Annotated in this window: 17 protein-coding genes, 1 tRNA gene and 1 pseudogene; 7 read left to right on the forward strand and 12 right to left on the reverse strand. The window is 57.7% G+C overall.

Annotated elements, in window-relative coordinates:
• Positions 1 to 138 precede the first annotated feature (138 nt).
• The 5 genes from ABQX22_RS18510 to ABQX22_RS18530 all read right to left on the reverse strand — a co-directional run bounded on the left by ABQX22_RS18510 (position 139) and on the right by ABQX22_RS18530 (position 8,006).
• The gene (locus ABQX22_RS18510; RefSeq protein WP_349801320.1) at positions 139 to 2,424 is read right to left on the reverse strand and encodes an Orn/Lys/Arg decarboxylase N-terminal domain-containing protein; all 2,286 of its coding nucleotides are present in this window, start codon (positions 2,422 to 2,424) and stop codon (positions 139 to 141) included.
• Positions 2,421 to 3,830, reverse strand: coding sequence for a putrescine-ornithine antiporter (potE, locus tag ABQX22_RS18515; protein ID WP_349801321.1), 1,410 nt, complete (start codon positions 3,828 to 3,830; stop codon positions 2,421 to 2,423). Before potE ends, ABQX22_RS18510 begins: the two co-directional genes overlap by 4 nt.
• A gap of 368 nt (positions 3,831 to 4,198) precedes the next feature.
• Positions 4,199 to 5,035 carry a regulatory signaling modulator protein AmpE gene (gene ampE / locus ABQX22_RS18520; RefSeq protein WP_349801322.1) on the reverse strand — a complete coding sequence of 279 codons (837 nt, stop codon included), beginning with the start codon at positions 5,033 to 5,035 and terminating at the stop codon, positions 4,199 to 4,201.
• Positions 5,032 to 5,598: a 1,6-anhydro-N-acetylmuramyl-L-alanine amidase AmpD gene (gene ampD / locus ABQX22_RS18525; protein ID WP_349801323.1), complete on the reverse strand. Its 567-nt coding sequence runs from the start codon at positions 5,596 to 5,598 to the stop codon at positions 5,032 to 5,034. The genes ampE and ampD overlap by 4 nt, the downstream gene beginning before the upstream one ends.
• A gap of 167 nt (positions 5,599 to 5,765) precedes the next feature.
• Complete coding sequence (locus tag ABQX22_RS18530) at positions 5,766 to 8,006, reverse strand: DUF1631 domain-containing protein (protein WP_349801324.1); 2,241 nt, start codon at positions 8,004 to 8,006, stop codon at positions 5,766 to 5,768.
• Positions 8,007 to 8,381: 375 nt separating this feature from the next.
• On the opposite strand from ABQX22_RS18530, the gene nadC reads away from it, so the two are divergent.
• Together nadC and ABQX22_RS18540 are read left to right on the forward strand one after the other, a co-directional pair.
• Positions 8,382 to 9,230 (forward strand): carboxylating nicotinate-nucleotide diphosphorylase, encoded by an 849-nt coding sequence (nadC, locus tag ABQX22_RS18535; protein WP_349801325.1) that lies wholly within the window; start codon positions 8,382 to 8,384, stop codon positions 9,228 to 9,230.
• Positions 9,231 to 11,866: 2,636 nt separating this feature from the next.
• A complete protein-coding gene (locus ABQX22_RS18540; RefSeq protein WP_349801326.1) occupies positions 11,867 to 12,487 on the forward strand; it encodes a hypothetical protein in 621 nt (206 codons plus the stop codon).
• A 120-nt stretch (positions 12,488 to 12,607) separates the two neighbouring features.
• Here ABQX22_RS18540 and ABQX22_RS18545 read toward each other — a convergent pair whose 3' ends face one another.
• The 5 genes and pseudogenes from ABQX22_RS18545 to ABQX22_RS18560 form a co-directional block, all read right to left on the reverse strand.
• Entirely contained in the window at positions 12,608 to 13,024 is a 417-nt protein-coding gene (locus tag ABQX22_RS18545) for a tyrosine-type recombinase/integrase (RefSeq protein ID WP_349801327.1), read from the reverse strand.
• 17 nt (positions 13,025 to 13,041) lie between these two features.
• Positions 13,042 to 13,302: pseudogene (locus ABQX22_RS26975) on the reverse strand (Arm DNA-binding domain-containing protein); the annotation flags it as partial.
• Between the two features lie 204 nt (positions 13,303 to 13,506).
• Positions 13,507 to 13,582: transfer RNA gene (locus ABQX22_RS18550), tRNA-Thr, on the reverse strand.
• Positions 13,583 to 13,624: 42 nt separating this feature from the next.
• Positions 13,625 to 15,046, reverse strand: a complete 1,422-nt coding sequence (locus tag ABQX22_RS18555) for an O-antigen ligase family protein (RefSeq protein ID WP_349801328.1) — start codon at positions 15,044 to 15,046, stop codon at positions 13,625 to 13,627.
• A gap of 74 nt (positions 15,047 to 15,120) precedes the next feature.
• Positions 15,121 to 15,546 (reverse strand): pilin, encoded by a 426-nt coding sequence (locus ABQX22_RS18560; RefSeq protein WP_349801329.1) that lies wholly within the window; start codon positions 15,544 to 15,546, stop codon positions 15,121 to 15,123.
• A 227-nt stretch (positions 15,547 to 15,773) separates the two neighbouring features.
• Between ABQX22_RS18560 and pilB the strand changes: the two genes are divergently transcribed.
• From pilB to yacG, 5 genes are read left to right on the forward strand one after another with little or no spacing between them, the layout of a single operon-like run.
• Positions 15,774 to 17,468 (forward strand): type IV-A pilus assembly ATPase PilB, encoded by a 1,695-nt coding sequence (gene pilB / locus ABQX22_RS18565; protein WP_349801330.1) that lies wholly within the window; start codon positions 15,774 to 15,776, stop codon positions 17,466 to 17,468.
• 2 nt (positions 17,469 to 17,470) lie between these two features.
• The gene (locus ABQX22_RS18570; RefSeq protein ID WP_349801331.1) at positions 17,471 to 18,688 is read left to right on the forward strand and encodes a type II secretion system F family protein; all 1,218 of its coding nucleotides are present in this window, start codon (positions 17,471 to 17,473) and stop codon (positions 18,686 to 18,688) included.
• A gap of 3 nt (positions 18,689 to 18,691) precedes the next feature.
• Positions 18,692 to 19,564, forward strand: coding sequence for a prepilin peptidase (locus ABQX22_RS18575; RefSeq protein ID WP_349801332.1), 873 nt, complete (start codon positions 18,692 to 18,694; stop codon positions 19,562 to 19,564).
• Entirely contained in the window at positions 19,561 to 20,184 is a 624-nt protein-coding gene (coaE, locus tag ABQX22_RS18580; RefSeq protein ID WP_349801333.1) for a dephospho-CoA kinase, read from the forward strand. Before ABQX22_RS18575 ends, coaE begins: the two co-directional genes overlap by 4 nt.
• Entirely contained in the window at positions 20,181 to 20,384 is a 204-nt protein-coding gene (gene yacG / locus ABQX22_RS18585; protein ID WP_349801334.1) for a DNA gyrase inhibitor YacG, read from the forward strand. The genes coaE and yacG overlap by 4 nt, the downstream gene beginning before the upstream one ends.
• Before the next feature lie 26 nt (positions 20,385 to 20,410).
• On the opposite strand, the gene ABQX22_RS18590 is transcribed toward yacG, so the two are convergent.
• Together ABQX22_RS18590 and ABQX22_RS18595 are read right to left on the reverse strand one after the other, a co-directional pair.
• Positions 20,411 to 21,097: an energy-coupling factor ABC transporter permease gene (locus ABQX22_RS18590; RefSeq protein ID WP_349801335.1), complete on the reverse strand. Its 687-nt coding sequence runs from the start codon at positions 21,095 to 21,097 to the stop codon at positions 20,411 to 20,413.
• A gap of 161 nt (positions 21,098 to 21,258) precedes the next feature.
• On the reverse strand, positions 21,259 to 22,212 hold the full coding sequence (locus ABQX22_RS18595) for a 2-hydroxyacid dehydrogenase (protein ID WP_349801336.1): 954 nt from the start codon (positions 22,210 to 22,212) through the stop codon (positions 21,259 to 21,261).
• Positions 22,213 to 22,217: the final 5 nt, after the last annotated feature.

Here is a 22,217-nt window from a genome sequence, read left to right on the forward strand (position 1 = left end):
TAGGGGCGAGGCTTGCCCGTGAAGGTCGTTCAGCCACAGGAGTTTTATTGACTGTGGCGGCCTCTTCGCGGGCAAGCCTCGCTCCAACGGGTTTTGGTCCGCCTCGGGTTGGGTGAATGGCTCCTACAGGGTTTGGCGTTATTTCAGCACTAACAACCGATACTCACCCGCTTCGCTCTCGATGCCGTGGGTGTCGTGGGTGAAGCCGGGGAAGGATTTGTCGAAGCTTTCCAGCGCCCGGAGGTAGGCCAGCAACGGGCCATCGGCCGGGCCTGCGTTTTCGCCGGGCATCAGTAGCGGAATGCCCGGCGGATACGGCACGATACCGGTGGCGACGATGCGCCCGGCGGCCTGCTCCAGGGTCACTTGCTCCACCTGATTTTTGACCAGCTTTTCGTACGCCTCCACCGGGCTGTATTCCGCCTGCGGCAACATGCCGAATGCCTGGGCCATGGTCGATGTGGTCTTGTTCTGCTTCATGGCGGCGAAGATGTCCTGCGCCAGATCCTTGAGGCCCATGCCGGCGTAACGCTGTTGATTGGCGGTCAGCAGGTCAGGCAGGCACAGTTCCAGCTCGAGGTTGGTGTCGTAATCGCGTTTGAAATCCAGCAGCGCGTTGACCAGCGTGCCCCATTTGCCTTTGGTGATGCCGATGGAGAACAGGAACAGGATGGTGAAGTCGGTAGTTTTCTCGACCACGATCCCCTGCCGCCCGAGGTAGGCCGTGAGCACACAGGCCGGGATACCGAAATCCAGCAGATGACCGTCGTCGCCCATGCCGGGGCTCAGCACCGACACCTTGATCGGGTCGAGCATGCAGTAGCCGTCTTCGATGTCACCAAAACCGTGCCACACCTCGTTGGGGTGCAGCACCCAGCAATTGGGGTCAGTCTTGAGGGTCAGCGGATCGGCCTGATGAAACGGCACCGACTCCCCGTCCACTTGCACCGACGGCGGCTGCCAGCATGTGAAAAACCAGTCGTCGTGGCCCAGCATCTCGCTCTTCATGCGCGAAATCACCTGGCGGAAGGCGACCGCTTCCTCAATGGATTCGTTGGTCAGAATCTGGCCGCTGGGCGCTTCCATCATCGCCGAGCTGACGTCGCACGATGCCATGATTGCGTAGTTGGGCGAGGTCGAGGCGTGCATCATGAACGACTCATTGAAGCGCCCATGGGGTATCGGATTACGCCCGTTGCGCACGTGAATCATCGACGCCTGGGACAGCGCCGCCAGCAGTTTGTGGGTCGATTGCGTGGCGAACACCGTTGGCCGTGATTCGTCGTGGTCGGCAGGGTCTCCGTGCATCGCGAACCGGTCCTTGTACAGCGGATTGAACCGCGCGTAGCCGTACCAGGCCTCATCGAAATGCAGACGATCAACGCTCTGCCCGAGCAATTGCTCCACCCGCGTGACGTTGTAGGTCAGGCCGTCGTAGGTGGAGTTGGTGACGATGGCGTGGATCGGGGTCGGGTCGATGCCGTCCTTGACCAGCGGATTGTTGGCAATCGCGGCCTTTACCGCTTCGGCGCTCAACGTTTGCGGCAGGATCGGGCCGATGATGCCGTAGCGGTTGCGAGTGGGCACCAGATAGGTCGGGATTGCGCCGGACAAGGTCATCGCGTGCTCGGCGGATTTATGGCAGTTGCGATCGCACAGGGCGATCTGGTCACGGGTCACGCTGGCCATGAGGATGACCCGGTTGGACATCGATGAACCGTTGGTGACGTAATAGGTGCGATGAGCGCCAAATACCTTGGCCGCGTAGCGTTCGCCCTGGCCAATCGGGCCGCTGTGATCCAGCAGCGAGCCCAGTTCGCCGACCGAAATCGACAGGTCCGAGCGCAGCAGGTTTTCTCCGAAGAACTCGTAAAACGCCCGGCCCGCAGTGCTCTTCAAAAAGGCCGTGCCGCCTGCATGCCCCGGCGTGTGCCACGAATACTCGTACGAACGCGCGAACTTGAGCAGCGCACCGAACATCGGCGGCAGCACCGCCTGACGGTAGCGCTCAATGGCGGCCATGATTCGGCCGCTGAGGAAGCGGCTGGTGTCTTCCGGCAGCCAGATGAAGTCGTCGGCATGCTGCATGACCACCAGCGGAATGCCGGACGCCGTGCTGCGGTCGCTGATCAAAAACACCGGCACGCGGGTGTTGCGCTCGCGCAAATTGGTCAGCAGCTTGATGCACTCCTCGTGCCCCTCGCTTTTGTCCATTTCCCAGCTCAACAGCACACACTGAATGGCGGGATCGGAATGCAGGATCGAGGTCGCGTCGCTCAGGCTTTCCGAGACCAGCACGCTGATGGAGCGCTCTTCGACGTCAGCGATCAGTTGATTCAGGGCGCGGCCGAAGACGGTGCGCTTGTCTGGCGGGCTGCTGACCAATAACGCCAGCATGCCAAGCAGATGTCTGTTTTCCGTCATGGTCGAACCTCCAGAGTGGGCGAATTCAAGCTGTTCACCGGGATGGGCGTACCTTCAATGTGCTGCGCACTGACCGTCTGCACCGGTACGCTGTTATTCAGCGCTTCCAGGCGTATGAGGCGATTGTTGACGAAGCCGAACAGCGTGTAGCCGAAGATGGTCGCGACACCGCCCAGCATCAGCGCCTGCTCGCCGGAACTGTACAGTGCCAGGTAACTGTAGGCGGCCGCTATCCAGGCGATGATGTTGGTGGCCAGCGCTTTGCGCGGCGGCACGTTGGAGACTTTTTGCAGGGTCATCAGCGCCGCCATGGACAGGATGTACGGCACCAGATTGGTCACCACCGCCAGGTTCACCAGAATGTCGAACTGCTTGCTCAGGTTCGGGCTGATGGTCAGGAACCCCAGCGCGGTCTGCCCCGCCAACAAAATCAGCATGCCCACAATCGGCGTCCCGGCCTTGTTGGCCTTGGCGAAGATCGGCAGGAAATAACCGGTGTCGGCCGAGCTTTTGAAGACCTGGGCGATGGTGAACTGCCAACCCAGCAACGAACCGATGCAGGCCAGTACCATCAAGCCCATGACGATGCTGCCCACCATGGGGTTGAACATCTTGGCGAAGACCAGCCCGAACGGCGCGGTGGAAGCGACCAGTTCCGGGTTGCTGACGATGCCGGCGATGACGTTGGTGGACACGATGTAGATCACTGCTGCGCCCAACGTTCCGCCCAGCACGGCGATGGGCACGTTTTTCTCGGGGTTCTCCACCGCGTCGGTGTTCGCGCACGCCGACTCAAGGCCCAGAAATGCCCATAACGTGATGGCCACTGATGCGCCGGCCGCTTCGAACCAGCCCATGTTGTGCGGATTCCAACCCGCGGCATACACGCTGCTGTCGAACCAGAACCAGCCAATGGTCGAGACCAGCACCACGGGCGCGATAACGCCCCATACGGTGACGGCGCCAATCTTGCCGGTAATGCTCGCGCCACCGAAGTTGGCGAACGTGGTTATCCACAATAACGCGATGGTCGCCAGGCCCACTTGCAGGGAATTGAGCTGCACATCAAACAGCACCTGGATATAACCGACTGCGGTAATACTGATCGCCACATTGGCAATTAACAGCGAGACCCCGTAGGTGTAGTTAGTGATGTAGTTGCCGCCTTTCCCGAAGGCGTATTCGGCGTAACCGCCCATGCCGCCGGTCTTCCGGCTGAGCATCCCGCAGCGGGCAAAGGCATACGCCAGAGCCAGCGAGCCGGTGGCGGTGATGATCCAGGACAGTATCGAGATGGCGCCGACTTCGGCGAGTTTGGAAGGCAACAGCACGATGCCCGAACCCAACATGTTCACGGCCGTCAACATCGTCAACTGGCCCACGCTCATTTTCTTTGCGACTGACATTCCATTGCCCTCATGTACGGCGTAAGAGTGTTAGCTATAGCAAATGTTTGGGATGTATCAAGGAATGACCGGCAGACTAATTGCTAGCCTACCGCCATCTTTCTGAACGATTAAACTTGAAATATGAAGCGGCCGACACACTCCATACCGGCTGCACTCATGCTCAGTGCGCAGAAAAATGACCGACGAAGAATGGACTTTAAACAGGTACCGATATTGATCTGCATCAGAAAATCAGCAGATCACGGCGATATTGGAAGCAGCATCATGTGTAGGAGCGCGCTTGCCCGCGATGATGGGGCAGACGCCATCGATGCATCGGACACACCGAGGTCATCGCGGGCAAGCGCACGCCTACAGGGGATGAGTCAAACCAACAACGTCCACAACGCAAAGCCTGCGTACCACACGATGGCCGCGCGGATCAGCAATTCCCACAGCACGTCCAGACTGGTGACCCCTGCAACGCCCATCACCGGCGCAGGCACTTCACCTGCCACGCAGCCCACTTTGGTGATCAGGCCCGCCGCGCTGATATTCCAGTTGAGCAGCTCGTGCACCATCACTCGCCCCACCGCGACGAAGTTACCCACCAGCGCAAAACTGGCGGCCAGCAGCCGGACCGGTATCCAGTCGAACGCATGACGCAGCTGCGACGCGCGCTCGACCAGGGCGGGCGTCTTGCCGTGTTCGGCGGCCAGCGCCAGCAGCCGGTAACTGAAGGCGGCCACCGGGCCGAGCAGGAAATACCAGAAGATAACCGCAAAGAAGCCCTGATAGATTTGCCACAACAGGTAACTCTGCACGCCCTGCAATAATTGCTCGCTGTCATCTGCCGCGACGCCCATATCCCGCTCAGCCACCAGGACCGCGCCCTCTTGGTCTCCGCGACGGCACGCGTCGCGAAAGGGGCCCAGGTCGCCTTTCACATCGCCTCGGCCCAGGCTGTAAATCAGCACCAGAAGATGAACCGGCAATGCCAGCCAGCCGTAGGCGACGGAACCCAGTACCGCCAGCACCAGCGCCAGAATCAATACCGGCAACAGCACCATCACGGCGAGCATCATCCACGGCTGTTTGGCCGTTCGGGGATTGGACTCAAGCCGCCCCAACTGCCGCAACCAGGGTCCGTCATGCTGGACACGTTGGCGCAGGGCGGAAAATTTCTCGATCCACACCGCCAACAGCAACACCATAAAACTCATTCACTGTTCCTCATTTCAATCTTCAAAGCCGAACGAAACCGCACCCAGTCAAAGCATGGACCCGGATCGGTCTTGCGTCCCGGCGCAATGTCGCTGTGGCCGCAAATCCGTTGCGCCGTGATCTGGGGGTAGGCGGATTGCAGCTGTCGGGTCAGTTCGATCAGCGCGCGGTACTGGTGGTCAGTGAAGGGCTGATCGTCAGTGCCCTCAAGCTCGATGCCGATGGAAAAATCGTTGCAGGTCTCGCGCCCTTCGAAGCGCGACACCCCGGCATGCCAGGCGCGATCGAGGCAGGACACAAACTGCGTCAGATCGCCGTCGCGCTCAATCAGAAAATGCGCAGAAACGCGCAGGTCCGCGATGGTTTCAAAGTAGGGATGTTCTGTGACGTCCAGCGTGTTCTGAAAGAAGGCCTGGACCTTGCCGGTCTTGAATTGGGCGGGTGGCAGGCTGATGTTGTGGATCACCAGCAGCGAGATCTCGGCGTCAGGCCGGGCATTGAAATTGGGCGAAGGGCAATGATGCGCGCCGTGGCACCAGCCCGTGGCGGAGTCCAATTGCATGAGGTTCCTTGAACGGGTAAATCGACAGCGGCCAGTATGCCCGCGATGGGAGGTGTTGTGGCGGGGGAATGTCACTGTCTTGCTTCTGGCCGAAGGCGCTTTCCCGGCAGATCGTCGGCAAGCCGGACTCCCACGCCTTCGGCAGAAGCCGGTCCTAAGTACGGGTATTACGCCCCTTTGAGCTTGCGCAAGTTGCCCAGCACTGAATCCAGCGCACGATCAAACAACAGCGCATCGTCCAGCACCCGAATAGCGCCACGACGAAACTCGACAGCGAGGCCCATCCGGGTTTTTTCGAGGACTTTCATGCCAGTCCGATTGACGAACACGTAACGGCCGCTCGGCTCAACGATGGCAGCCAGCTTGCACCGCAGCTTGTGCTCTTCGTCTTCCTGGATTTCGATCCAGCTGCCCAGCCGTAAGGTGTCCACCTGCTGCAGGCCCGGATCATCGGAAGGCAACTGTGTCGCAGGCTCGCCGAGCATTTGCTCGCCGGGGGCGATCAGCACGATCTCTTCCACGACCGCCATCATGGGCATGCCGTCCGCCACGTCCGGGTTCGGCGCTTCGGCGTTTTCGTCCGACGCCCGGGTCACGTGGTGAAACGCCTGCACGTGCAGCACTTCCAGCTGACTGAAGAAATCGCTGGTGGCGAACGGATCAAACGCCGCACTGCTCAGGCCGTCGCGCAGTGACTTCAACAGCCCCGGCACCAGACTCAGCAAATGCTGGCGCGCTTCGGGCTCCTCATGGGGCTCAACGCTCCAAATCAAGTCATCCATCGCTTTCAGGCCGGCCTCCCACTCAAGGGATTCATAACCGTGCTTGAGGCAGGTCAGCAGCAGCACCTTGCTCCACGCTTCCTGCAGCAGACGCACCACCACTTCAGGCAGCGTCTTGCCCAGCAACCGCTCGTTCAGCGCTTGCTGCACACGTTGCCGGGCCATTTCGGCCAGGGCGCGGCCCTCCTCCGCATCGCGCGTGCGCTGCTCGAGCAGTTCGCTGCGACGGCGTTCATCACCGATGAAGGCGAGGAAGTCGACCAGCAATTCAGTGAAGATTTGCGGATCGTCGACGAAGTCATGCAGCAGCCGTTGAACAATCTGATCGATGCGTGAGTACAGCGAATCACGCTGGCTGTCGTCACGACCGCCCCAGCCCAGCGCGGCCGACGCGATCTCGTTGAGCAGACGGCGCGCCGGGTGGCTACCCCGGCTGAAAAAGCTCTTGTCGATGACCGCGATCTTCAGCATCGGGATCTGCAGGCGACCAATCAGGGCACGCAGCGAACCGGGCAGATTCCGGTCATCCAGGATGAACTCGAACAGCATCGCGATCAGGTTGATCACGTCTTCGTCCACCACGCCCACGACGCGGAATTTGCCGCTCTTCACGCTAACACGGTTAATCAGCTGTTCCAGCTGCATGCGCAGGTCGAAGTCGTCGGGCGCATCGGAGGTCGGCACGTACTGCTGCAGGTGGGACAGCAGTCGCAGCAGATCGGGGCTGGAAATGGGACGGGCTTCGCCGCTGTTGTCCTTGCGAGGGGTCAAACTGCCACGCACATTGACCAGCAACTCTTGCAACGCCCCGAACACTTCCTGAACGCTTTGATCCAGGCTCGCGGTGGCCTGGATCAGCACCACGTTTTCGGCACGCTGTGCTTCGCTCGAACGGGCGGTCGCCGCACGGTCGGTCGCACGGCGCGACGGCAACACCTTCAACTCCGGCAGTACACCGGCGGCAATCAGTAACTGGTTGGCTTCTTCATACAACTGATCGGCGTTGCTCAGGGCGTATTTTTCAAACAGCTTGAGGATGATCAGCTTGACCTTGATCTCCACGCCCAGATTTTGCCCGGCCTGCAGGAAGCACTCGCAGAGGCGCGAGGGGCCAAGAGGGTTGGTTTCATCGGTCAGCGGCTGCGGGATCAGCTCGTTCAGCCGGGTTGTCACTTGAGTCAAGGCCACGCCGTCACGGCTCATGACCTTGGTCACCATCGCGTCCACGGCAACGGTTCTTTCCAGATCGTCGTTATGGACCAAGGCGAGTTTGTCGAAGGAGACCGGCTCGGTGAACGTCGGTTCGGTGATCTGGTATTGACCCAGGCGCAGGAAGGATTCGAAGAATTTGTCGAGAAAATTACGTTCGATACTTTTGCGTTTCAGACGCAGGTCGCGCATGGCTTCGAAAAAGATATTCTGTTCGACGTTGTTGTGCGCGCGATCCGCCATTTCAAACAGCGTGTCGTCAGCGTTATCAAACAGAGTCTGCAGGCTTTCTTTCAAAAGTTGTGCAGCTTTATCACGCACTTGCAGGAGAACGACAGGCAGCCGCGCCACTGGCGAAGGCCCCAATGATTCCGGACCCGCCTTGTTCAAGGGCACCACTTTACCGTCGTTCTGCATCAAGGCCTCCATTCAACTCAACTACTGCACACAACACAACGAACGCTACGCAACCGGCGCGCGACGCACCTAAATTGCGGAGTGAGCTCAAAAGTCCATGGGATAAAGCAGGCAAAACGTCAAAGCTATGACGTCAAATATAAAGCAAGTATCTTTCAAAACGTGTCCGCTTGCTACCGGAGGCTTTGCCTTATTGTAAATATAGGAGAGGCAAAGTGACATGTGCTGCGATAGACCGCGAAAAAGGCGTTTCATCGCACCAACGGCGAAAAAACCGACCAAGTGTAGTGAAAACGCTTACACGGCTTGTCGAACGGCGAATGTAAGCAATTCGCCCTGGCTTATACTCGAAGCACTTAGTACGCGGAGCCCGATATGCCCAATTTACGCCTTGCGTCGCTGACCGCCGAAATCGAAGCCAACGTACGACGTGCGTTGCTTGAAGATGTCGGGACCGGGGACATCACCGCACAGCTGATTGCGGCTGAGCGACTCGCGACTGCCACCGTGATCTCCCGCGATGAAGCCGTGATCGCCGGCACCGCTTGGGTCGACAGCGTGTTTCGGCAACTGGACCAGCGTGTTGCCGTGCATTGGCAGGTCAGTGACGGTGACCGGGTGAGACCTGATCAAACGTTGTTTCGTCTCGAAGGACCTGCGCGCTCGCTGTTGACCGGGGAACGCAGCGCGCTGAACTTTCTGCAATTGCTGTCAGGCGTCGCCACCCGCGCGCAGCACTATGCCGACATGGTTGCCGACACTCAGGTCAAATTGCTGGACACCCGCAAAACCCTGCCCGGCCTGCGCCTGGCCCAGAAGTACGCCGTCACCTGCGGCGGCTGCCACAACCACCGCATCGGCCTGCACGACGCCTTCCTGATCAAGGAAAACCACATCGCTGCCTGCGGTGGCATTGCCGAAGCCATCAACGCCGCACACAAAATCGCCCCCGGCAAACCGGTCGAGGTCGAAGTGGAAAGCCTGAGCGAACTCAAACAGGCACTCGACGCCGGCGCCGACATCATCATGCTTGACGAACTGAGCCTGGACGACATGCGCGAAGCCGTCCGCCTGACCGCAGGCAAAGCCAAACTCGAAGCCAGTGGCGGCATCAACGACACCACCCTGCGCACCATCGCCGAAACCGGCGTCGACTACATCTCGATCGGGGCGCTGACCAAGGACGTGAAGGCGGTTGATTTGTCGATGCGGTTGAGTATTTGACGGGGGCGTTTCTGTAGGAGCGAACTTGTTCGCGAAGTGGCTCAACTGACATACCGCGTTGATCGCTTCGCCAACAAGTTGGCTCCTACAGGGGGTCGTATCAAGGCAGACACAAAAAAAGCCCGGTCTTGAGGACCGGGCTTTCTTGTATTTCTGGTGCCGAAAATAGGAATCGATTTACAACATATAAGTCAGTGATATCAGGGAAACCATTGAAAGGCTACCAACCTCGTATACCCATTTGTATACCTAAACCTCAGTCCGCTTTGGTTTATCGAGGTCTTCCTGCATGGCAAACAGTTCTTCTGCCGAGGCACTCCCCTGATCGCCTTCCGCCCTATCCAAGCGAACCTCTATAGATTTCATAGTCGCATTCAACGCTTTTAACTCTTTCACAAGATTTGGGCCGTAGCCATGCTCGGCCGACTCTGCAAGTCTGAACATTTTTATATTAACGCAAGACGCTGAGGTAAGACGTCTTGCCCACATCCGCTGCGATCGGCCTCTATAGCAAAATGCGTCTATCTGGATCGGTGTGTCCCCGATGTAGCTCTGCAGCCCCCCGTACTGCCCCCAGGTAATCGTGATCCGCTGTCCAGGAGCCAGAAAAGGGAGGCCATCAGGGATGGGGCCGGAAGACATCTGCTCAGGTGGCCGTATCGGCACCCCGATACCGAACGCCTTCTGTGGGAGAGGGCGACTCAATTTGAAGGAAATTGAGTGTGCAGGCCCACGGCCAATATTTTCGATGATGAGATTTACCAATGATGGCCTAGCCAGATCTGGCTGTGCATACGATCACCGCTGGATCTGTAGCGGAGCGGAAAACGGCGTAGGTGACAATGGCGGTCGCTACTGCAATCAGCGCCATAAAAATCGATATCCAGCTGGCAAGGTCCATTCTCTATTCCTTTAGTCAACCTAGTGAATTATCGCTCATCATACCTGCGGTAATTAGCCAACCGTTCTCTATTCTACGCAAGCACTTCTAACTTTACCCACGCGACCATAACGCTCAGTCCTCCGGTACTGGTTTCCGGGTGACGACGCCCAAAATCTTCGCGCCCACCGGTTGCCAAACGTGCTTACCAACCGGCCGCTTGTCGGGGCGGGCAACCGGACAGTGGTTGTTTTATGCGGCGCGCTGAGCGGGCCTGCGTCCTCGCCGGGGCTGGGCTGGGCTGGGCGAAAGCGTCTCTCCGGACCATGCCACGATATCAGCGCATCTTGAGCGCCTGTCATTTGATTCCGTGGATCGTCGCCCACTCCTGGGCTGTGCGTGTCTCGCCCGCCACGCAAACTGGGGTAGTTGCAGCACAAATGCAAGATTGATTCATGATGTCGTACATAGTCGGCCCCAATGCCGGTGATAGGGCTAGGTATATGTGACTAGACACCGATAGGAACTGCCAACCCTTTTAGATTCGCAGTCCGGAAGTGTCCGACTTGACAGAAATTGGTAATTTCGCGGCATGCAGTTGAATTCTAGAATCGGTGACAGCCGACGAACTCACCTACGGCTTACTCTCACATGAGGGTAATTGAGGCTTTCGACACGGGGAGCCAATCCTTTCCTTGATCACTTCCAGTCCGGACTCCTGAGTGACGACAACGCGCACAACGTCGGACTCAAGAACGCCTTGTACTGAAACCCGATAGATTTTGTATGGACCTTCTGATTCCTTTGGACTAACAGAAGTAACCCCAGTAACTTGCATCGTTTGCACATGCCCCAAACGCGCCTGTATCGAATTGCTCTCGCGGATGTACGAATAGACCTTGGTTACGTTGGGGTCATTGTTAACGTAATTTCTAAATGCCCAGCTTCCCAGCAGAGCAAGCCCAACCAAAAGGATTGTTGTTTTTATTTTGCTCCCTATCACTGCCAAACCTCCGGAACCCACTGCAACTGACGAACCGCCTGCCACTGCATACGCAGTATTGCCTAATCCGTTCGGTGAACGGAAATCGGGGCGCGGTAGCTGAGCACATGCAGAGCGCCGCATTAGCCCAGCTAGAGCTCGGTTCCTTAACGTGTGGTCACGCTTCGTGCGTGGGTGCAACAAATGCTTATGAGCATTGCAAACATCCAAGAGCTTTCAATTCCGGCTGACTAACCCAGCCAGGTGCCAGACACTACCTAGGTCACGCCTTGGGATGCCGGGAGGTTTGCCGGTATCTACCCAGAATCCGGGTAGTTTCGGATTTGAGATCCAGGAGGGCGAGGCATGAAATCGATCCCTAACTCCGCTCCTTTTTAAATATGGGATTTCCCCATATTTGCGGCCCATCCCCAAAACAGTGCGGGGGCGTGTATCGCAATGGCATCTGCCATACAGACAAGGGAGGTCAGCTCTAGCCCCTGCTGCGCCGGATGGTCCATCCTCAATGAGAGCCAATAGATGTGCTCACACCTCTGGGCCGGGGTCTCGGCTTAGTGGAGCGACGCAGATGTCGAACACCACCCTGTTTCGGGGTAGTGAAGAATCGCGAGCCGTTCCGATTTTATCGGTACCGCTTCCGAATGTGATGCTGTATCGCAAACCTAGCAAGTAGGATCAGGTGTTGGTTATGTGCTTGAGGCAGGCTGGTATAGTGCCGGCGGCAATTCGCCAGCCTTCAACAGGGAGCGTGTGATGAAAAGGTTTTTGGGTTTGGCTGTAGTGATATCGATTTCTGGATGCGGTACTAGTCTCACTGCGCCGAAGGTTGAGTGGATTACTGTCAAAAGCACTGACAAGTTCACCGACAGGTCGACCTGTGCGGTTACCGTAGGAAGCTTCTACACCCGGAGCGGCGTCTACACAGTCTCAAACAATTACTACCCCTACATTGAATCCGTAAATGGAGACCTGCGCGTTGGGGTTAGGAGTGGGGGTCGTTACCTGATTCCCGTCGGCGATGTACAGGTCCGCATCGATCAGAACCCAGCGTGGACGATTAGCTCGAGCGAGACGCCATTAGACTACGTGCCAAAGGGACAGCTGAAGGCAATGCAAGCCGCAGTGCCTAATGATCCTAAGCAGCAGCAGATCGTGGCTAACGCGTACACCATGGCGATGGAAGCGGCCGCTCGATCAATGTCCCCCTTCACCGCCGCAACCGGCGAGAAGGCACGCTCTATCCTGAATCAGATGAAAACCGGCCATAGCTTGATCTACCGAACAGTTGGACTGAATCAGGCGGCGAGCACTACCGGAGAGTATGTCCTTGATCAGTCTCTGGAAGTCGCACTGCGGCAGTGCGGTATTAACTGACCAACGTACGCTAGGCCATTGTTTTTAGAAAAAGCCGCACAGCTATAGCGGTCTGCCGGCCCGGTTGGCGTCGATGTAGTCCGCCCACCACTGAAGCATTAGCCGGCGTTCATCGATCATCTAGGCACGGTGAACATAGGCCGCGCGGACAGAGTTTTGCTCCTTGTGACTCATCTGCCGCTCTACAACATCGCGAGACCATAAACACGACTCGACCAGTGCAGAGTAAGCCATTGTCCTGAAGCCATGCCCACACAAGTCGACCTTCGTGTCGTAGCCCATGCGGCGAAGCGCTTTATTGACAGTAGCGTCACTCATCGCCCTCCATGATTTATGGTCGCCAGTGAAAACCAACTCATGCTTGCCGGTGAGAGCTTTCAATTGATCAATGACGTCCAGGGTTTGGCGACTGAGCGGTACCAAGTGCGCGGCCTTCATCTTCGAGCCTCTAACCGAATGTTTCACGCCTTGGATTGCATCGCGCTTTCCCGGTATTTCCCACATGGCTCTACGCTGATCGATCTCGCCATCGCGCAAAGCGCAGCTCACTCGACCTAATAAAGACCAGCAGTGTCATTTTCAGCGCCAGTCGTGTGAGCGGCCTGCCGGTGTCGCTTTCCGTCTTCTGCAGCAGCCCAGGCAACCGGCTCAGCGGAAGAGCGGGCCAGTGCGTCGTCTGCGCTGGCGCAGTGACCATCAGGGTGCTTGTACTTGAACCGCCAGACCTTCACCCCGCTTTTCTTCACCAGCAGGAAAAGGCCCTGGCCGTCAAAGAGAGTGCTGTCCTTCTCCTGAGCCCTGGCTGCTTCGCATTTGGTTTCTGTGAGAGGGCTACGGTGCGCGCCATTGGTATACGTCTCGAAATCGAACCGCTGATATACCTACGCATATACCTAAAACGCGTGACAATAGAAATTAACAGAACGCAAAAACGCACAACACCGCATAAGCGGGGCTGGCGTATCAGGCGTTGTAGAGGGTTAAAGCGAAGAACAGAATGCAACTGAAAAGAACGTGTTTGGTGCCGAAAATAGGAATCGAACCTACGACCTTCGCGTTACGAGTGCGCTGCTCTACCGGCTGAGCTATTTCGGCGTTCATGTGGCAACGCTAGCAGCAGCGTCGAGCGCCTTCAAGTTACTGGGGTTTGACCGCGATGACGCCTTGCTCCCAGAAGCGTGGCTGCAAGTTGCCTCCGAAGTCGTGGGCATACTGGCGGTCGCGCTCATTCAAATGCGGGAAGTCCCGAGCCACGACGTACATCAAAAAGCCTATCGCCAACGCCATTGTCGCCATCCAGCTCCATCGTAGAACCGCGCCGCTGGCTTGGGGCTTGGCGGACCATTCATGGATTCCCAACAACCAGCCCACGACAATAGCGAGCCAGACTTGGGAATACGGCATGACAATGACGCCGTCGACCATCGATTGCGTCAGCGCGCCGAGCAGGCTGGCGAACAGACAGATGCGCAGCAGGTCCACCGGCTCGCTGGACATTGATTTTGATCGGACCAGTTTCAATGTCGCGAAGAGTCCTTGAGCCGCGAGACCTCCCACCAGCAACGTCGATGGAACACCCCATTCGCAGGCCCACTGCAATATCGCCTGATGGGGATGGGCGGCAATGGGGTTGTGGATATCGGCGAAATGCATCGGGCCGAAACCCAACCATGGCCGCTCTTTAATCATTTCCCACGCCTGATGCCAGATGATGTCGCGGGCAGACAGACTGGTGGTCAGCCGGTCACCGGCGAAGTTGACGATCTTGATGCCAAGGTAGTCAGGCAGCAGGCTGAACAAACACCAAAACAACAATAATCCGCTGGCCGCTGCACAGAGTTGCCAGGCTACCCAGCGCCGGGCATATGGGCCGCAGAAAAACATCACACCAGCCGTACAACTCACACCGAGCCACGTCCCCCGAGTGCCACCGCAAATGGCGATCATCCACCAGCAGGCGAAGAGGACGAATAACCAGGCTTTGGCGGAACGTTTGACCGTCGTCAGAAGCAGAGGCAGTGCAAGCAGCGGTAGGGTGAATGTCTGGAATTGGCCGTAGAAACGCGGATTGGAAAAGCCTTCAAGCAACAGGCCGGTGTCCAGTGTGGACAACCCTTGAGTGAAAGCAGCGGTAGACGCAGCAATGAATTGCGCAACCTTGACGCCACACAGAAAGACCACGAAAGAAATGATAAGCCGGTCAAAAGTGTCGCTGTGGTTTCTTCGTCCAAGCGCGACTGCCCATGCGATGCAACAGCAGGCCACCAGCACGGAAAACTCAATTACGGCCCATTCCTGCCAATGAGCATCCCACACGGACAATATGCCCAAGCCAACAATCAGCACACACGCATTGCGTGCAATGGGGTTCAAGAAAGGGACGTCAGTTTGGGTTGTCGAATAGAAGGTAATGGCCAAGAAGCAGATAAAAGCCAACGCGCTTTGAGCAGCGCGTTGCCAGTCATGGCCTGATAGGGAAATAAAGACAACCGAAGTAAAGAGTAAAAGAAGACATCCGCCCAACATGAACCTGGGAATTGAAGATGTCAGCGCACTCATAGAATCCTGCCCTGGAGAGTCGGTATTCAGAAATAAAAAAGGCGCCGTTAAGCGCCTTTTCATTGACTATTGAATCAAGAGCCTGCTGCTTTACACAGAATTGGAGCTGGAGCCTGAGCGGTCAAGCAACCGCCACCAATGGCCCAATTTGTAGATCCAGCAGTTAATGTCGGAGTCAGAGTATACGTAGACGCAGCCGGAATCTGACCTTGTGGAATAATAACAATCTGACCATTCGTTACTGTGGCACTTGCTACATACGGAGTAGAAGTGGACGCAGGTATATCGTTAGCTCCATTGGTGCACCCGGTTGGGGTTCCAAGTGTCTGGATGCATAACGACACTGCGGTTTTGTATGTATCTGCTACCGATGTCACTTCAGCGAAGCGAGCGCGCATGGTGTAGTTCTGATAAGCCGGCAGCGCGACGGCGGCCAGGATGCCGACGATCGCGACCACGATCATCAATTCGATCAGGGTAAAGCCTTTCTGCAAATTCATAGTATTTCTCCAAGGCGTCAAAGTAGTGTTGCCTTGATGAGACATAAGCATGCGGCGTGCCAATTCAAACAAAGCTGATGGTCACGGGATAGTTCGTGTTAGGCGGCTTAGGAAAGGCGTACCCCACTGGACATTAACTGACAATTTTTGTCACACGGACTCTTCCAGTTTGGCAGCCACGCCTTACTGCGATATAAACCATTCATTGTCTGTAGGTGGTGGCTGTAATGACTGATGTCGTCCTAACCGGTTTGGCCAAGCAACTCGTTGTCGCCGAACTGCTCGATGAAAAAACCGCGCAGCAGGCCTATCAACAGGCGCGTCGCGACAAAGTCTCGCTGGTCAATTACCTCGTCCAGAACAAGCTGGTCAAAAGCCTGACGCTGGCTGAAGTCGCCTCGGAACAATTTGGTGTTCCATTTCTCGACCTGTCTGTGCTGGACAAAGAGAGCCAGCCCAAGGGATTAGTAAGCGAAAAGCTAGTACGACAACACAACGCCATGCCCCTGTGGCGTCGCGGTAATAAGTTGTTCGTGGGCATTTCCGACCCGACCAATCACCAAGCCATTACCGACATCCAGTTCAGCACAGGGCTGACGACTGAAGCCATTTTGGTCGAGGACGACAAGCTCACCAGCGCCATCGACAAGTTCTTCGACAGCCACAGCGGGATGGGTGATCTTGCCGACGTTGACCTCGGCCTGGAAATCGAAGCAGTCGACGAGAGCAAAGAACGCTCCATTGGCGGACAGGACGCTGACGACGCGCCCGTGGTGCGGTTCGTCAACAAGATGCTCATGGACGCCATTCGCCTGGGCTCCTCCGACCTGCACTTTGAACCCTACGAAAAGATCTTCCGCGTGCGGCTGCGTACCGACGGGATTCTGCATGAAGTGGCGAAGCCTCCCATTCACTTGGCGGGACGAATCGCGGCGCGGCTGAAGGTGATGGCCAGCCTGGACATCTCCGAACGACGCAAGCCACAGGACGGCCGGATCAAGCTGCGGATTTCGAAAAACCGCGCCATCGACTTCCGGGTCAACACCTTGCCCACCCTGTGGGGCGAAAAGATCGTCATGCGGATTCTTGACCCCACCACGGCGCAGATGGGCATCGACGCGCTGGGCTATGAGCCGGAACAGAAGGCGTTGTACCTGGAAGCGTTGCGCCAGCCTCAAGGCATGATTCTCGTCACTGGCCCGACGGGTTCGGGGAAAACCGTTTCGCTGTATACCGGGCTCAATATTCTCAACACGGTGGACATCAACATTTCCACCGCCGAAGACCCCGTGGAAATCAACCTGGAAGGGATTAACCAGGTGAACGTCAACCCGCGCCAGGGCATGGACTTCTCCCAGGCGCTTCGGGCGTTTCTGCGTCAGGACCCTGACGTGATCATGGTGGGTGAGATCCGAGACCTTGAGACCGCTGAGATCGCGATCAAAGCCTCCCAGACCGGTCACATGGTGCTTTCCACGCTGCACACTAACAGCGCGGCAGAAACCCTGACCCGTCTGCATCACATGGGCGTGGCGGCGTTTAACATTGCGACCGCGATCAACCTGATCATTGCGCAGCGGTTGGCCCGAAAGCTGTGTTCGAACTGCAAGAAAGAGGCGGACATTCCTCGTGAAACTTTGATTGCAGAAGGTTTCCCCGAGTCGAAAATCGGCACGTTCACGCTTTACTCTCCAGTAGGGTGCGAAAGTTGCAACGGGGGCTATAAAGGCCGCGTGGGTATTTACGAGGTGGTAAAAAGCACCCCGGCACTGGAGCGCATCATCATGGAAGAAGGCAACTCTATCGAGATTGCTGAGCAGATGCGCAAGGACGGGTTCAATGACTTGCGAACGTCCGGCCTGATCAAGGCGATGCAAGGTGTGACGAGCCTTGAGGAAATCAACCGGGTGACCAAGGATTAAGCATGGCGACCAAGGTAGTTAAAGTCAGCGTCTTTACTTGGGAAGGCCTGGACAAGAAGGGGACCAAAGTCAGCGGAGAGATAAGCGGCCACAACCCGCCGCTGGTCAAAGCGCAGCTCCGTAAACAGGGAATCAACCCTACCAAGGTGCGCAAGAAATCGGTTTCGATTTTTAGCAAAGGCAAGAAAATCAAGCCGCTGGATATAGCTTTCTTCAGCCGCCAGATGGCGACGATGATGAAGGCCGGCGTACCGTTGCTGCAGTCCTTCGACATCATTATTGAGGGCACTGACAATCCGAACATGCGAGTTCTGGTTGATGACATAAAACAGCAGGTCGCTTCAGGCCATAGTTTCGCCACTGCTCTTCGTCAAAAACCGCAGTACTTCGACGATCTTTTTTGCAGCTTGGTGGATGCCGGTGAACAAGCAGGTGCGCTTGAGTCGCTGCTCGATAGGGTTGCGACTTACAAGGAAAAAACCGAGGCTTTGAAAGCAAAAATCAAAAAGGCGATGACCTACCCGATTGCGGTTGTCGTAGTTGCATTCATAGTGACCGGGATTCTACTGATCAAAGTCGTCCCACAGTTTCAGTCAGTATTCTCCAGCTTTGGGGCCAAACTCCCGGCGTTCACCCTAATGGTAATTGGTCTCTCAGAAGCGGTTCAGGCCTATTGGTACATGTTCTTGGGAGCGATTGTTTTTGCATTTTGGGCGTTCAAACGTGCCCATAGAACCTCCGAAAAATTTCGGAACGGAGTAGACCGAGCCTTATTAAAGTTTCCTGTCGTCGGCCCACTGCTTTACAAGTCTGCCGTCGCGCGCTACGCCCGAACCCTGTCCACAACCTTCGCAGCAGGCGTGCCTTTAGTTGAGGCCTTGGACTCAGTAGCGGGCGCGACCGGCAATGTCGTATTCCGAAACGCTGTCCATAAAGTCAAGCAAGACGTATCAACTGGCATGCAGCTGAACTTCTCTATGCGCAGCACAGGCGTATTTCCGATGCTGGCGATTCAGATGACTGCGATCGGCGAGGAATCGGGTGCCTTGGACAATATGCTCGACAAAGTTGCGACCTACTACGAAGACGAGGTGGATAACCTGGTCGACAGCCTTACAAGTCTCATGGAACCTATGATCATGGCGTTCCTCGGCGTCATCGTCGGCGGCCTCGTCATCGCCATGTACCTCCCCATTTTCCAACTCGGAAACGTCGTCTAACCCATGCCCCTCCTCGACCTCCTGGCCAGTTCCCCACTGGCCTTCGTTTTGTGCACGCTTGTCCTGGGCCTATTGGTGGGCAGTTTTCTCAACGTGGTGGTGTTTCGCCTGCCGATCATGCTGATGCGGGACTGGAAAGCGCAGTCCCGCGAGATGCTGGAACTGCCGCCCGAGCCGCCCACCGAAACCTTCAATCTGCTGCTCCCCCACTCCCGCTGCCCCCACTGCTCGCACAAGATCCGCCCTTGGGAAAACCTGCCGGTGATCAGTTATCTGGCCCTCGGCGGTAAGTGCTCAAGCTGCAAGGCGCCGATCAGCAAACGCTACCCGCTGGTTGAGCTGACGTGCGGGGTGTTGTCGGCGTTCATTGCCTGGCACTTCGGCTTTGGCTGGCAGGCCGGGGCGATGCTGGTGTTGAGTTGGGGATTGCTCGCCATGAGCCTGATCGACGCCGATCATCAGTTATTGCCGGACGCCATTGTGTTGCCGCTGCTGTGGATGGGCCTGATCGTCAATGCGTTCGGGCTTTTCACGTCCCTGACCGATGCGCTGTGGGGCGCGGTGTTCGGATATCTGGTGCTGTGGCTGGTGTTCTGGCTGTTCAAGCTGGTCACCGGCAAGGAAGGCATGGGCTACGGCGATTTCAAATTGCTGGCAATGCTCGGCGCGTGGGGCGGCTGGCAGATTCTGCCGCTGACGATACTGCTGTCGTCACTGGTCGGCGCCGTACTGGGCCTGATCATGCTGCGCCTGCGCAACGTCGAAACCAGCACGCCGATCCCCTTTGGTCCTTATCTGGCCATTGCGGGGTGGATCGCTTTGCTCTGGGGTGATCAAATAACCGCTTCGTATCTACAATTCGCCGGTTTCAGATGACACACGCTGTTTCACAACCCTGGATTCTCGGCCTGACCGGTGGCATCGGCAGCGGCAAGAGTGCGGCCGCTCAGGTCTTCATCGATCTGGGCGTGCACTTGGTGGACGCCGATCAGGCCGCGCGCTGGGTAGTTGAACCCGGGCGCCCTGCCCTGGCCCGGATAGCCGAGCATTTTGGTGACGGTGTGCTGCAAGGGGACGGAACCTTGAACCGCAGCGCGTTGCGCGAGCTGATCTTCAAAGAGCCGGAGCAACGCCTGTGGCTTGAAGGCCTGCTGCATCCGCTGATCCGCGAGGAAATCACGGCGTATCTGGCCAAGGCCCAATCGTCGTACGCGATTCTGGTGTCGCCGCTGCTGCTGGAAACCACCCAGCACGAGATGGCCAAACGGGTGCTGGTGATCGATGTGCCCGAAGCGATCCAGATTCAGCGCACGGTGGCCCGGGACAACAGCAACGCCGAGCAGGTACAGGCGATTCTCAAGGCGCAAGCCACGCGGGAATACCGCTTGAGCCGAGCCGATGACGTGATCGTCAACGACCGCGACCCGGCCTGGCTGAAAAGCGAAGTCGAGCGACTGCATCATTTTTATTTAACTTTGCGTGGAGGCCAATCATGAGCCAACCAATGACCGTCGACTGCCCAACCTGTGGCGCGCCGGTGGAGTGGAAACCCGAAAGCACCTTCCGGCCGTTCTGTTCCGATCGCTGCAAATTGATCGACCTGGGCGCCTGGGCGTCCGAAGAGCATGCGATACCGGTCGCGCCGGACGCTGAAGACGAACTGTTCTCCGGCGACCTCGATCCCCGTCACCATTGATTCCTTGCGGTGCCTAATGCCCAAACTCAGGCACCGCCATCATCCTTCCAAGGCGCCGACAGATAGCGCGTGCGGTTGAACGTCTCCAGCCACTCCGGGCAGAACACCACCAGTGCCGTGATCACCACCCCGTTGATGAACGCCTCGGGGAAGATGATCAGCCACAGATAACCGACAAAATCCTCCAGCCATTCCGGCATCGCAAACAGACCCTCCCACCACAGCACACCCAACGCCGCCACCAGGCACAGCAACGCCGACAACGCAGCCGCAAAGAAGCCTGAACAGAAGATGTACACGAACGGGTTTTTCGGCTGCAACCGCTCGACAACCCTCGAACAGGCCTCTGTGATCAGCACCGGCAGCGCGATGAACAGCAGGCCGTTAACGCCCATCGCGGCCAAGTCCTGGCGACAAAGGACAAGCAACCCCAACTGAGCAACACAACCGCCCACCAGCGCCAGCGGCCAGTCGAGCAACAGCGTGACAGCGGTCATGCCGATGAAGTGATACGAGACGCCGGTGTCGAAATCACGCCGCACCAGCCACAGCAGAAACAGCGCAAACACGGTCCCGAACAACATGTGCTGACGCCTGACATCGCTGAACAGCTCGACCCACGGCGAACGCCATATTGCCCAGCCCATCACCACGGCATACACGAGCCAGGCGAGGGTCATGGTGGACAGGGTCAGCACGTCGGGGCCGATCATGATGGTGGTTTTTATTGGGCTTGGGTTTGAGGAGTTTAGACCGCGAACCCCGTAATGACCTCATCGCGCCCTGGCTTGATCGTTCCCTCGCTCTGCGTGGGAATGCAGACCGTGACGCTCCGCGTCAGCAGGACGCGGAACGTGGGAACCATCAGACTAGGTTACTGAACCGCAGCGCTCGGCCGTTCGCCGGCCAACCCCTGCGCCAGGCTCGCCAGCACCATTTCACCCATCCGCGTGCGGGTCTGCACGGTGGCGCTCGCGCGGTGCGGTTGCAGGATCACGGTCTCCAGCTCGAACAGCTCGGCCGGCACGTTGGGCTCATCGACGAACACGTCCAGCCCTGCGCCGGCGATGGAGCCGGTCATGAGCGCTGCCACCAGATCCGGCTCGTTGACCAGGCTGCCCCGGGCGACGTTGATCAGGTAACCCTCGGTGCCCAATGCCGCCAGCACCTCGGCGTTGATAATCCCTTTGGCCTTGTCGGCCGCCGCCGCGATGATCAACGCATCGCTCTGGCGCGCCAGCTCAACCAAATCGGCGACGAAGGTGTATGGCACGTCGTCCATGGCGCGCAAATCGGTGTAGCTGATCGGACAGCCAAACGCAGCGGCCCGGGTGGCGACGGCACGCCCTACCCGGCCCAACCCGACGATGCCGATACGCATACCGCTAAACTGCCGGGCCAGGGGGATCGGCGCCAGCGGCGTCGGGCTTTTCGGCCACGCGCCGCTGCGCACGTAGCGGTCGCCGGTGCCCAGGCCCCGCGCAGCAGAAATCAGTAAGCCGATGGCCAGGTCCGCCACGTCCTCGGTCAATGCGCCGATGGTGGCCGTGACGTGAATGCCTCGGTCCCGGGCGTAGGCCAGGTCCACGGCATCGGTGCCCACGCCGTTCACCGCGATCACTTCCACGGCGGGCAGTTGCTCCATCACCGCACGGGTAATGCCAGTGTGGCCTCCCGTGACCACGCCACGAATCGTTGCACCGTGTTCACGCAAGTACGCCGCCTTGTCCGCTTGCTGGAAGTAAGGACGCACGGTGTACAGCGCGTTCAAACGCGCGTTGATCTCGGGGATCAGGATCGGGCTGAGTTGCAGGATTTCAGGTTTCATCGCGT

The sequence above is a fragment of the Xanthomonas sp. WHRI 1810A genome, from assembly GCF_040202885.1.
Classification (GTDB): Bacteria; Pseudomonadota; Gammaproteobacteria; order Pseudomonadales; family Pseudomonadaceae; genus Aquipseudomonas.